The following is a 13,078-nucleotide window of genomic DNA, read 5'->3' on the forward strand; positions in this document are numbered from 1 at the left end:
CTCGCTCCTCTCACGCCTTAACACAACTTCATAAGCTAGGATTTCAAGGACGAGAATAACTCTTGACCGCTAGAATGTAAAAAATCTGGGAATATATTAAAAAGCTATGGCTGTACCAATTGTTAAACGATTTCTCATCTCGCTAGATCAGAACAAATTTGTCGGAATATTCGTCTTTCTCGTCTGTTTAGGCGGTTCTGCGATCTTTGCTCTTCTCCCCGACCCGGAGAAACCCCCTACCTTTTATCGGGCGGTGGGACAATTGGCCTATCGGGTGCCGCCGCCGGCTTTTACCACTACGGGAACCCAACTGCAAGAACAAGGGCGGGCTATCGATCGCGATTTACTGCTATCTCCCCGGGTATTGGTCAATACAGCCAAAAAATTGCAATTTAATCAAGAACAGATCGTTAAAATTCGCGATCAAGATTTAAAAATTACCTTCCCCGGTGAAGGGGAGGAACAAAACAATAATAAAAATAGGTCTACAGCAACCGACCAACCCCAAGAGGTGCTTTTAGAGTTAACGGCCGACTCCCAGGCCAAGGCGGAGTTAATTCTCGAAACCTTGATGAAGGAAATGGTCGAATACAGTCGCTGGCTTAATACTTCCCAGTTACGCGCCCGCATAGAGGCTCTCGGTGTCCGGCTTAAAGAAGTCCAAAAAGATTTAACCAGAGCCGAAGAAAAGTTTTATCGCTACATTAGTACCCAGGGTTCGGATTTACTGGCCATTCAAGATGGGAGTTTATTCACCGCCATCACCAGTAGTCAACAGCAACAGCGAGAAATTCGCCTAGAACTGCAAGGTATTCAAGGACAAATTGATAGTCTAAGTGAACAACTCGATTTAACACCTGATCAAGCCTACACCTCCTCGGCCCTTAGTGCCGACCCGATTATTGCCAGTATCCGAGCGCAGATATTGGACACGGAGTCCCAATTGGAGCGACTAGAGAAGGATTTACGTCCCGAACATCCCACCGTAGTTAAATTACGCAAACAACAGCAGGTTAACGAGTCTCTCTTACAAAAAAGAGCCGCTGAGGTGATCGGAAAAGATGGTGTCCTGACCGCTCTTCCCAGCAGTCGCATCCGTCAGCAAAGTAATCTCGATGCCACCCGTCAACAACTAGCGACTCAATTAGTCACCCTGCAAACCCAGCGCGAGGGTTTGATGAAACAATTAGAATCCTTAGTGACTCAGGAACAGCAATTACGCTCCCAATACGAGAAATTCCCCGATAAACAGCTACAGCAAGCTCGTTTAACCCAAGCAGTCGCCTTTCAAAGGGGTATCTACGAGAATATTCTCAATTCTCTGGTAGATGCTCAGGCCGCAGAAGCGGAAACCGTGGGCAGTCTCACCGTCGCCCAACCGCCGGTTGCTGAACCGATCGAACAGGTATTTAACCGCAAGAATCGTACCTTGATTCTCTTGGCGGGTGCCGGTTTGGGAACTTTAGCAGGATTGGGTACAATCCTGCTGTTAGCAGTGATCGATGATCGCCTGCACAGTCCCCAAGAATTGCGGGAAGCTTTGGTGAGTCGGGATATCCTCCTCTTGGGACAATTGCCGATTGTCCGCAATTTAGAGGGCGAGGAAATCGATCCGATTCTCGCCGATGCTAATGCCAATTATCTCCCCTACTACGAACGTTTACGCAGTACCCTGCGACTTGTTGGCGGCGGCGAAACGGTGAAAGTGGTTGTTGTCACCAGTATTACTGGCGGGGAGGGGAAAACCGCCACTGCCTATAATCTGGCCATCGCTGCAGCTTTAGCGGGCCGACGGACTCTGTTAGTGGAAGGAGATCTGAGAAGTCTTTCCAAAGCTGAAAAAATCGGAGTCGCTCCCGATCCCAATTCTTTCCGAGAACCCCTACTTTACTACGGGGCAAAAAGTAAATCGATCCGTCTGGCCCCAAATATTGAAAACCTTTCCATTTTGCCTAGTCCCGGTCCGCAAAAACAAGCGGCAGCTATCATTGAATCGAGCGAATTACAATTAATTCTCAAAGATTCTCGCGGCCGTTTCGATCTGGTGATTGTCGATACGCCTTCTCTGTCTAGCTGTAATGATGCACTGCTCTTAGAAGAACTAGCGGACGGGATTATTCTGGTAACGCGCCAGGCGATCACTCGTTCTAGTCTCTTGAGTGAAGCAACTGATCAGTTAGCAGAAGCGGAGGTGAAAATTTTAGGGGCGGTGATTAACTACGTCGATATTACACCGACTCTCAACACCGCCGAACCAGAACTGCCAGCTTTGATAGTTCCCTCAACACAGGGACAAACAGAGGTGGAGGAAGTGAAAGTGGAGGTGTAAATGCGGTTACTTATGACAAAATCTTCTGGCTCGATCGAATTGTGGTTCTTGCCAAGAAAAAGCAAAATGACTGATACTATCTATGGTGGGAAAAGCAATGCGAATCGCTTCCATTTGCACTTCTAAGGAGGGACGATTGTTATAGGGTTGTCCCCATAAACCGGCTAAAGCTGGGATAACAGGAGTTTGATTTCCCCTGCTTGCCACTACTCTTTTGATCTGATTAACTACACAGGTAGTATCGTTACAATTAGCGTAGGACATGGGATGCCATTCTAGGGAAGCGGGGAAACTATCCCAAGCTTGTAAACGGGAATCAAAACCTTGATTACCCACAAGACGATTACCATCGGGAAAAAACACTGCCCCGGCGGGGATTCCTTGACGTTCCACCAGGGCAGAAAAATAACTAATATAATCAATGACACCCTGGGCAGCATGGGCAACCGCTAGGAACCAAAGTTCTAATTTGAGGCGATCAAAACGACTTTGAACTGATTGTTTCATCTCGTCTTCTAAGGAGATTCTACCCTGCCAAAGAGGGGCAGTTTCTTGGGGATAAAGGCGATCGGCTTCGACGATATCATCGGGGGAAATTTGGCCACGAGTCAGATAGCGATCGATTAAAAATTTGCCCTTATTATTCAATGCTCGATTAATTAAAGCTTGTCGAGATGCGGGACTAAAAATCCATAAATCTTTGACATCATCGGCAACGGAATCGACTCCTGTTCCTCTCGGATAGCGAATATAATCGAATAAAACTCCATCGGGACGACGTTGTAAAATGGCTTCTAGGAGAATTAAATAATCCTGTCGCGCTTGATTGCTGTAGGGATCGACAAAAGTTTGGGATTGATCATCGACAAAAGAGGTGCTATCCTGTCCCTTGCCATTGCGTGCTAACACCTCCTGTCGATAGGGTTTTAAGCTATAAGCATAGCCAAAATTGAGGCTAAATAACCAAGCGTAAACCTTTAAACCGCGTTTATGTCCCTGTTCGATCGCCTGTGCTAATAAATCGACATTTCCGGCACCGGGATTTTTAATGACGCTATCCCAAACGGTGGGATTATTGTTAGGAGGTAATAGGACTTGACCATCGGCAAAAACTTCCACATAAACCGTATTATAACCTTTGGCCACGATGCGATCGAGGATACTTTCGAGCGATCCTGGACGGGTATCACAGGAGTAGAGACGTAACCAGATCGCTTGTTCCTGTAACCAGTGTCGGGACCGACAAAAGCGCAATTGTTCAGCATATTTCTGTACTAAAATGTTATATTCTTGGGGCGAGGTTTGACGCAGATTTTCTTGTTGTTGGATTTCTGATTCGGACAGTTGACAATTATCATTGATAGCGAGGCTAGAGTTAATCCCTAGAGGACTACTCCAGAGGATTGTAGCGAGGAAACAAGATAGCGATCGCAGACAATTAACTTTCTTTAACATAGTTGTTCACAGCGTTTGCTATTTTTTATTGTTTTTATTTTCAGATAAATAGCCATTTTTCAGGAGAAAAGCGCTCAGAGCAGTGGGAAAGTCTGGATATTTGCCGAGTGCTGTACTTTCGCCATGGATATCGAGACCCCAATCGGAGTTTTTATCGTAATTAGCGAGGAGAAATTGCCAAGCTTCTTCGTATTCTCCTAGGAGAATTTTCTGTGCCACATAACCGGCCAAAATGCCATTAACTTCGGCTTTTTCTTTTTTAGCTAACTGCAAGGCTTTCAAAATTGCTGCTAAAGTTTTTCTTAATTCTTGGGGATATTTTCTGGTGACATCCGCTAATTTACCCTGTTGAAAAGTATAAATTCTCGAGGGAGGAAAAGAAGCGGCGTAGGAACTAAAAGCATACAAAAAAGCATTATCAACGGTGACAAATTCATAATTGTTATCTCCATCTAAATCTTCAAAGGAACCACCATTACCATCTAAAAACCCCGTTTCTTCTCTAATAAATTTATCTTTTTGCCAAGTATAAATTACCAAAGATGTGCAGCAATGAGCGCCCCCGCTATAGGTGGAGACGATAATCTCATCGATGCCATTATTATCTAAATCTCTTAATTCGACATAGCCAGATCCAAAGGCACTATACTCGCTATTTTGCTGATAAAGTTGCTCGTTATAAAAGATTTGATAAGAAACATTATTAATATCAGAATTGTCATCAATTTTCTCGTTTAGGTCGATGGGTTGATAGCTAACTTGTACCTTAATTTTCCCCGATCTAACCACTTGATTTGTGAGGGGTTGACTGGCATCAAAATCGAGTTTAGTCACGGCTAAACTCGCAGCTGCACTGCCAAACAATTGAGATAATAAGCAGCAAATAAAGCAAGTTTTGCTAATATCCATCGGCTAATTCCCAGAGAGATTAATATCAGTGTAAGTAGCTGGTTATAATTAAATTAAAAATGGATTTTAGGTTCGATCCCCCCTTAGTCCCCCCTTAATAAGGGGGGCATCTGAAAGTTTTTAATACCCACCTACTTATCTTACTTATTTTTACCGACAAGCAGCCGTTAACTTTTCGAGAAAAACTATCTATTCCAAAGTTTTAACGCTCAAAACTTGGGGGGGGGTAGCATCGGGGGGATAGAGAAAATCGAGATTAATGTCGCGTTTGGCGCCGGGGGGAAGTTCCACCTGCACTAAAGCTTCTCCCTGTTGTCCTTCCCGTTGAACGAGATGGAAAAAACGTTCCTCGGTGCGTCCCAGGGCGTTACGATAGGTAACACGCACCGCACCCCGGAAAAATACCGGTCCCTGGACGGGTTCAACAAATAACAAGCGATCGAGATAATTATCTTCTTTAATTGGGGTTTGAATACTCAAAGCCACCACCTGCGTCTTGCTACTGTTGTTATATAGAGGTAAAGTCAGATAGTAGTGAACACCGTAGTTACCGTGAGCTTTGAAAGCCGTATCGGGATAACGCACTAACATGGGGGCGCTTTGAATTTGTCTGGTTCCGAAAGTAGCTGCTGTCACCGTACTTAAAGGATAGGCAAAAGCTTGACCGGGTTGAGGAATGGTGAGATTAATTCCCCCTTTGGGATCAACAATGCGGGTTGCCCATTCCGAACCGACAGAAATTCCGGCGACGCGACCATAAAAATTTCTTCTTCCGGGGGACCATTGATCGGGAGGAGTGGGGGGAAAATCGCGAGGGGCGGCTAAATCACCTTTAACTAATAGAGTACGCCATTCCTCTAGGGTAGGGGGACGAAAGGTTTCTATTTGCCTGTCTTCGATATTGACTTTTTGGGGAACTTCGTATAGGGCCAAATTAGCCATATAGACTGGTCCATCGCTGTAGAGACGCAGGAGGGTCGAGCGGGCGCTACTTCTGGGGATGACCAGATCGAAGAGCATCCGACTTTGGCCGGGGGGAATGACGATCTGGGTGGGAAATTGGGTATCATGGCGACGACGCATGATATCGCTGGCTAAACGGGAACCGGGACCGGAAAAAACCCGGCCGTTGGGATCTTCCACCAGAGAGGGCAAATCGACAAAAGGCGCATCGGCGGAGGTGACGTAACTGACTCCTTGCAGGATGCGGATAACGAGGTTTCTGGAGGTGGGATTAGTAACGATCAGGCCCTGGTGTAAGTCGCGATCGGGATCGGTTTGACGGGCGATGTGGTGGGTGAAAACGTCAAAACGTCCTTGTAGGGGATGATTGAGATGGGCTACGGGATAACGTTTTCCTTTGCCGGGGAAAGTGGAGAGGAGAATTCCCTCTTTTTCTACGACTTCGGGACTATTGCTATTAAAAACCAGCACATCATTCAGTTGACCGGGCAACTGACGCACTTCTTGATATTGGGTGACTAATTTCCTCTCTATCTGGGGCAAGACCGAGGCGGACTGAGCTAAAAGAATAGTGGGTAAGAAAGAAAGCATAGAGATTCTATATTTATAGGATCTAATTAAGGGTGAGTCGATGGAGAGTTGACATCCTCACCGCCGTAAACGGACGGTGATTCCCAAACCTCACGATTTAGGCTTCTGCTTCTTTCCCGAAGGATTTTTCGCACCTGCCTTAACAGATTTACTCTGTTCTGGTCTTATGGTCGCTCTACAGACTGACACCGCAAGCCCTGCGGCCAAAATATTTTTACTGGCGTTAATATCTCGGTCATGGTGAGTCCCACAGTCTGGACAATCCCACTCTCGAATATTTAACGGCATTTTTTCAGCAATATACCCGCAATTACTACATCTTTTAGAACTAGGAAACCATCTATCTATTTCGATGTAATTTCTTCCGTACCAACGGCATTTATAGGCTAATTGACGAGTGATTTCTCCCCAACTAACGTCAGATATTGCCTGAGATAATTTCGGGTTTTTGACCATATTCTTGACGGCTAAATTCTCAACCACAATCGTTTGGTTTTCACGAACTAATTGAGTGGTTAGCTTATGTAAATGGTCTTTTCTGCTGTCGGTGATTTGAGCGTGAATCCTTGCTACTTTGATTCTCGCTTTTTCTCTATTCTTTGACCCTTTCTGTTTTCGAGAAAGATTTTTTGATGCTTTTCGCAGTCTCCGATAATGCTTTTTAAAATGCTTAGGATTAGATACTTTATCGCCATTGCTAGTAATCACGAGGCTACTAATTCCTAAGTCAATTCCAATGGCTTTATCTGTTACTGGTAAAGGCTTAATCGTTGGGTCATCAAATCTTATTGAGATATGCCAACGTCCAGAAGGATGTAATCTGACTGTTACTGTGCTTGGTTCACAGCTTTCTGGGATTTGTCTTGACCATCGAATAGGTAAAGGTTCTGTGCATTTGGCTAAATAGATTTGTTTGTCTTTAAATTTAAAGGCTGATTTGGTAAATTCGGCACTTCCTCCCTGATGTTTTTTCTTAAAGTTAGGATACTTAGTACGCCCAGCAAAGAAATTAGTAAAAGCTGTTTGTAAATGTCTTAACCCTTGTTGTAAAGGTACACAGCTTACCTCATTGAGAAAGTCTAATTCTTCTTGCTTTTTCCAATCGGTCAACATTGAAGAAGTTTGAGCGTAGCCTACTCTTTCTTGTCTTTCATACCAAGCTTGTGTTCTGAGATGGAGAGCTTTATTGTAAACCAATCTTACACAGCCCAAAGTGCGCCGCAATAGCGACTCTTGTTCGGGTGTGGGGTAAAATCGAAACGAGTAGGCTTTTTCCATGTCTCACATTTTAGCATATATCGTGTAAATGCGCTAGTATTTAACAGTAAAGCCAACCTAGAACGGCGGGGTTTCAGACGCAAATTTTCGATGAAGTTATACAACAATATAAGCGAGTGTGTCCAGGCGATCAATAAAGAATCTTAATAGATTTTTAAGTCCTGATCAAGTCATGTCAGGGGGAATGTGAGCTAGGGGCGGTTTTCTGGGTGAGCAAGGGAGAATACCCCTTGCTATTGCCGATGTTAACGGTTAAGTTGAGAATGACCCGTAACTGCTCACCCTAGCTTTAAATTTCGCCGCGAATTTCTTCGACTATGCCATCTCTAAGGACGAGTTCTACATTCATTTTTGCTACTAAGTTATCGCCTTTTTCGACGCGGAAAAAGCTTTCTAATTGTGCTTGGGCGACTTCTTGATTGAGTTCCAAGAGTTGTACCTGTTGCAGTTGTTGCAGATACTGGTTTTTTTGTTCGAGAAACTCACTTTTCTGTTGATTGACTTGGATTTGAATATTGTCAATCTGTTGGGCAGCCGCGGGGGGTAAGGGGATCAGACTCTGACGCTGAATTTCGGCGATCGCTCTTTGTCCTTGGCTTTCTAATTGTTGAATTTGTGCGTCAATTTGAGCCATTTGTGCTTGTAATTGCTGTTGTGCTTCTTCTTTCCAGCGCGGAGTCACGATGACTTTAATTGTCACCGGGCGCTTCAGTAATAAACTGGTTTGTGCGTCATCCATGATTTGCTCATCCTAAAAAGGTTTTTTTGTCAAGGGGTTAGGGAATATTTGCCGGAAATATTTACTTGGCAAACATCTCGTTAATCATATCGCGATAGCGTTGCGTTACTACCGGTCGTTTAATCTTTAAAGTTTGGGTCATCATGCCGTTTTCTAGGGAAAAAGGCTCTAAAATTAACTCAAAGGTTTTAATCTGGTCATCGGCACGATAACCGGGCCGATTTCTTACCTCGCGCTTTAATTCTTGTTGGTAGAGAGCTAAGACTTTTTTGCTGTAGAGATCGCTAGAAAGAATCGTGGAGCGATCACTGTGAAGATCGGGTAAATTTAAGGATATTTTCTCTTCTTGGGCCCAATTGGCCAGTATATCAAGATTAGGCACGATCAAAGCCCCCAAAGCTTTTTGATCCTGTCCCACTAGCATGATTTGGGAGATAAAGGGACTGCGTAAACAAGCATCTTCAATCGGTTGCGGTTCGATATTTTCACCATTGCTCAAAACAATTGTATCTTTAGCCCGTCCGGTTAAGACTAAATCGCCGGCAGCGGTTAACCAACCAATATCACCGCTATCAAACCAACCATCGGGAGAAATCGCTTTTTCGGTTGCTTCGGGTTTTTTATAGTATCCCTGCATCACCTGCGGACCACGAATCAAGACTAAACCGTGTTTTTCCGTCGGTAAGACTTCTTTGCTGTGTAAATCGACAATACAGATTTCTGTCTGAAAAACGGGACGACCGGCAGACCCGCGCAGGTTATGATCGATACGACGGACGGTAGCGACTGGAGAAGTTTCTGTCAGTCCATAACCAACTAAAATCGGGATTCCCGCAATCTCATAGAAAGTATCTAGATGTCTAGCTAAGGAACCACCGCCACTAACCAATATTTTAACTTTATTTCCCACTGCTTGGCGAATTTTGCCATAAACTAGCTTATCACCGATGGCATGGAGGGGATAGAGTAAGAGGGATTGAATTCTTGCTTTTAGTCTTTCTCCGGGGGAAGCGTGAAGATGATCTAGACTGAGATTATCGGCGATACGTTTAGCAATAACGTACTTTTCCGACTTTTCTAGCAAAAATCGCACTAATTTCTGTTTTGTGGCCGATTGTTCGCTAAATTGTTTTTGGATACCCTCGTAAAGAGATTCCCAAAGACGGGGAACTCCCACCATTAATTGGGGACTAAATTGCTTTAAATCCTGCTTAAAAGTGCGAATACTGGTATAAATCTGGGTGCAACCCTGAGCTAGACTGAAATACTCACAACTGCGCTCGTAGGAATGCCATGAAGGTAGTATACTTAAAACTCGATCGCCAGGCTCCGGTTGAAAGATAGCATTTAAGTTGCGTACCTGATGCAGCAGATTACCATGACTTAACATCACCCCTTTGGGTTGTCCCGTCGTTCCCGAAGTGTAGATGAGGGTAGCCAGATCATTTTCGCTCTTGGTGATGGGTTTAAGGGTGTTCTCAGCCCCGATCGCCATTAGTTGCTTGAAATTTAAGGTCTGCACGGAAATCGCCCCAGTAGCGGGGTCTTCGTCGGTGAGCAGCACGATTAATTTTAGGGGCAATTCAGGGATTTTCGCCAGCAATTTCCCTAAAGTTTTGTTATTTTCCACAATCAGCGTCTGACTGTCACTATCGGCCAGAATATAGGCTAATTCCTCTGCATCTGCTTGAGCAGATCGTACCGCATTGGCGGCCCCGGCTGCCATGGAACCTTGGTCGGCAATAAACCACCGGGGACTATTATCGGCAAATAAAGCGACATTTTCGGTTTCTGTGACTCCTAATGCTTGCAAAGCGGCGGCAAATTGCTGAATTTGTTGATAAAGTTCCCGATAGGTGATAATTACTTCCGGTTTACTGTGGGGATCGTGCAGGGCGATAATATTGGGGAAACGCTGGGCAACTATTGACCAAACTTCGGGTAAAGATTGAATATTTGAATAGTCAATTAGGGTTGTCATAGCAGTAGTTATAGGGAGTTACAAGGGTAATAGCATATAGATTAACCATTCTAGGCTCTTTTTGCTGGTTCTCCTAGACAGTATTTCAACAGGTATCTAGTCCTGCAAAGTTAATTTCCTAGTCGAGACTGGGAGAGGGGAGACTTTTCGGTTATCGGTGAACAGTAATCAGGGAATGTTACTGTTACTTAATACTGCTTACTGATTACGGAAAAGGCTAACGGCTTAGATGTATAATTAATTTTGCTTAGGTACTTAATATAGTTGTAACTAGCAGAAAAAACCATGATTGCTTTATCTAACTATAATAATCTCACCCCAGAAGAATATCTTCAGTTTGAAAAAACCAGTCTCATTAAACATGAATATATCGATGGACAAGTTTACGCCATGGCAGGGACGAGTGATACTCATAATATTATCGGACTCAATTTCACTTTTATCATTCGTAATCATTTGCGGGGTTCCGATTGTCGGGTTTATTTTGCCGATGTGAAAGTCAGATTAGAGAAGCGCAATCACTTTTATTATCCTGATATTCTTGTCACCTGCGATGACAGAGATAGAGAAACTGCTACCTACAAAAGTTTTCCTAAATTGATTGTTGAAGTTCTCTCCGATTCCACAGAAGCTTTTGACAGGGGGGATAAATTTAATGATTATCAAACTCTAGAAAGTTTAGAGGAATATGTCTTAGTGAATAGTAAACACCAACGAGTGGAAACTTTTCGACGGGGTGAACAGGGTTTATGGATTCTGCAAACCTATCAGCAAGAAAGTTTTAGTTTACAGAGTATTAATCTGACGGCATCTTTTCGGGATTTATACGAGGATGTCACCCTAGAAACGGTTAATGATACTCCCCAAATTCCTTAAAAACCATGATTGCTCTATCTAACTATAATAATCTCACTCCAGGAGAATATCTTCAGTTTGAAGAAAAAAGTCCCATTAAACATGAATATATCGATGGACAAGTTTACGCCATGGCAGGGACGAGTGATACTCATAATATTATCGGACTCAATTTCACTTTTATCATTCGTAATCATTTGCGGGGTTCCGATTGTCGGGTTTATTTTGCCGATGTGAAAGTCAGATTAGAGAAGCGCAATCACTTTTATTATCCTGATATTCTTGTCACCTGCGATGACAGAGATAGAGAAACTGCTACCTACAAAAGTTTTCCTAAATTGATTGTTGAAGTTCTCTCCGATTCCACAGAAGCTTTTGACAGGGGGGATAAATTTAATGATTATCAAACTCTAGAAAGTTTAGAGGAATATGTCTTAGTGAATAGTAAACACCAACGAGTGGAAACTTTTCGACGGGGTGAACAGGGTTTATGGATTCTGCAAACCTATCAGCAAGAAAGTTTTAGTTTACAGAGTATTAATATGACGGCATCTTTTCGGGATTTATACGAGGATGTTACCCTATAGGGAATGAAAAATAATTAAGGTACAACCTCAAAAGGTTGATTTCCATACCGTCGGTAAATATAGAAATCGCTATCGAGAGTGAATATTTGTTTTTGATTAAGAACTTCAGCCATGGCTACTAAAGAAGCATCTGCTAAATCCATAGGAACATCTTGATATTGTATCATTAAGGTTTCCATTCTTTTTAGTTCATCTGAATTATGATGGTGTATTACCAGTATTTCATCTACCACATAACCCCATAATTCTTGTTGTGCGAACCAACCACCATATCGACGCAATAAATACATTGCTTCGGTAAAACAAGCGCAAGTCGTGACAAGGGGGGCCGATAGCGAAGATAAAATGTCAACACAACGCTGATGATTTTTATCAGCTTCATTAATTAAGGCAATAAGTGGAGAAGCGTCGCAAAGAGTCATTGATGTAATGCTGATTAGTCTTGAACATCTAAAATATTTGTAAAAACTTCTTCTACTCGCTCAGATAAATCTGATGGCTGAAAATAAACTCGTCCAACTCTTCCTTTTAATTTTTGGTCTAGGGTTTCTGGAGTGGAAGAATTGGAAGATTGATTAGGTAGAATGGTCAATCTCACTCGCTGACCTGCTAATTTAGCACTATGCTGTAAAATTTCTTCCCAAGTCCCCTCTAAAGTGTTTTGTTCCATAGATATTGATTTGAATTTCGTTCTTTCCTCAGTGTAACAAGCAAAAGATAAAAAAACAAATTTCTAGAATTTTTTTGTCTTATTGTTTTCTACCAGGGGGAATAAAACGGATTTCAATTCTGCGTCTGCTTGCATCTGCGTCACGATTAACCGCAGCTAATTTACCCGATGGGAGGTATAACTGTCCTGCGGAAAAAGCTCGAAATTTGACGTTTTTGAGTTTACCTGTGCTTTCGATTTCTTGCACTACTGCTAAAGCTCGCATTAATCCTAAATCAGTGTTAGAACCGGGTACTAGCATTTTAACAGATTGTTTTCTGCTGGCAACCGATTCGATATTTTTATCGAGATTACTTGTCTTTTGTATTCCCTGTCCGTCGGTGTGTCCAATTACTTGAATAAAGTCGATTTCTCTGTCTTTGGTAATGGTTTCGATAGCGGGAATAATGCGCTGACGAATATAGGTTTTTAAAGCGGGGTTTAATTCAGCACTTCCCGACTGAAATTTGAATTTTCCTGATTTTTCATCGATAACTATCGGGGTTGCTGTTTGCAGTTTTCGGTTAGCTTCCTCCAGTTTGCTGATGAGATTATAGGACTGAAAAAGTGCCAAGAGGAGAAATAAACTCAGAATCATGAAAGCATTGGACATTAAATCGGTAAATGCGGGATAAACATCCACCGATTTATCTTCATCTCGGTAGTAGGTACGTCTAGACAT

Annotated in this window: 12 protein-coding genes; 3 read left to right on the top strand and 9 right to left on the bottom strand. The window is 43.1% G+C overall.

Translation table 11 applies throughout. The features are described from left to right. Positions 1 to 106 precede the first annotated feature (106 nt). Positions 107 to 2,329, top strand: coding sequence for a tyrosine-protein kinase domain-containing protein (locus N0824_RS16910; RefSeq protein ID WP_108937594.1), 2,223 nt, complete (start codon positions 107 to 109; stop codon positions 2,327 to 2,329). 6 nt (positions 2,330 to 2,335) lie between these two features. Here the strand turns inward: N0824_RS16910 and N0824_RS16915 are convergent, their stop codons facing one another. The 6 genes from N0824_RS16915 to N0824_RS16945 form a co-directional block, all read right to left on the bottom strand. After that, positions 2,336 to 3,784 carry a family 10 glycosylhydrolase gene (locus N0824_RS16915; RefSeq protein WP_108937595.1) on the bottom strand — a complete coding sequence of 483 codons (1,449 nt, stop codon included), beginning with the start codon at positions 3,782 to 3,784 and terminating at the stop codon, positions 2,336 to 2,338. A gap of 18 nt (positions 3,785 to 3,802) precedes the next feature. Then, positions 3,803 to 4,693, bottom strand: coding sequence for a hypothetical protein (locus tag N0824_RS16920; RefSeq protein WP_108937596.1), 891 nt, complete (start codon positions 4,691 to 4,693; stop codon positions 3,803 to 3,805). A 189-nt stretch (positions 4,694 to 4,882) separates the two neighbouring features. Further along, positions 4,883 to 6,247 (bottom strand): DUF3370 domain-containing protein, encoded by a 1,365-nt coding sequence (locus N0824_RS16925; RefSeq protein WP_108937597.1) that lies wholly within the window; start codon positions 6,245 to 6,247, stop codon positions 4,883 to 4,885. A 90-nt stretch (positions 6,248 to 6,337) separates the two neighbouring features. Then, the gene (locus N0824_RS16930) at positions 6,338 to 7,525 is read right to left on the bottom strand and encodes an RNA-guided endonuclease TnpB family protein (RefSeq protein WP_108937598.1); all 1,188 of its coding nucleotides are present in this window, start codon (positions 7,523 to 7,525) and stop codon (positions 6,338 to 6,340) included. A gap of 289 nt (positions 7,526 to 7,814) precedes the next feature. Continuing rightward, positions 7,815 to 8,264 carry a YlqD family protein gene (locus tag N0824_RS16940; protein WP_046663452.1) on the bottom strand — a complete coding sequence of 150 codons (450 nt, stop codon included), beginning with the start codon at positions 8,262 to 8,264 and terminating at the stop codon, positions 7,815 to 7,817. Between the two features lie 61 nt (positions 8,265 to 8,325). Then, positions 8,326 to 10,245: a long-chain fatty acid--CoA ligase gene (locus N0824_RS16945; RefSeq protein WP_108937600.1), complete on the bottom strand. Its 1,920-nt coding sequence runs from the start codon at positions 10,243 to 10,245 to the stop codon at positions 8,326 to 8,328. Between the two features lie 285 nt (positions 10,246 to 10,530). On the opposite strand from N0824_RS16945, the gene N0824_RS16950 reads away from it, so the two are divergent. Both N0824_RS16950 and N0824_RS16955 read left to right on the top strand, forming a co-directional pair. Next, a complete protein-coding gene (locus N0824_RS16950; protein ID WP_108937601.1) occupies positions 10,531 to 11,121 on the top strand; it encodes a Uma2 family endonuclease in 591 nt (196 codons plus the stop codon). A gap of 5 nt (positions 11,122 to 11,126) precedes the next feature. Continuing rightward, positions 11,127 to 11,687: a Uma2 family endonuclease gene (locus N0824_RS16955; protein ID WP_108937602.1), complete on the top strand. Its 561-nt coding sequence runs from the start codon at positions 11,127 to 11,129 to the stop codon at positions 11,685 to 11,687. 14 nt (positions 11,688 to 11,701) lie between these two features. On the opposite strand, the gene N0824_RS16960 is transcribed toward N0824_RS16955, so the two are convergent. From N0824_RS16960 to N0824_RS16970, 3 genes are all read right to left on the bottom strand, one after another. After that, complete coding sequence (locus tag N0824_RS16960) at positions 11,702 to 12,109, bottom strand: type II toxin-antitoxin system VapC family toxin (protein ID WP_002801652.1); 408 nt, start codon at positions 12,107 to 12,109, stop codon at positions 11,702 to 11,704. A 14-nt stretch (positions 12,110 to 12,123) separates the two neighbouring features. Next, positions 12,124 to 12,357, bottom strand: coding sequence for a hypothetical protein (locus tag N0824_RS16965; protein ID WP_002756604.1), 234 nt, complete (start codon positions 12,355 to 12,357; stop codon positions 12,124 to 12,126). Between the two features lie 79 nt (positions 12,358 to 12,436). Next, positions 12,437 to 13,078, bottom strand: a complete 642-nt coding sequence (locus tag N0824_RS16970) for an OmpA family protein (protein WP_002733090.1) — start codon at positions 13,076 to 13,078, stop codon at positions 12,437 to 12,439.

It is taken from the genome of Microcystis sp. 0824 (genome assembly GCF_003112475.1).
Taxonomy (GTDB): domain Bacteria; phylum Cyanobacteriota; class Cyanobacteriia; order Cyanobacteriales; family Microcystaceae; genus Microcystis; species Microcystis aeruginosa_C.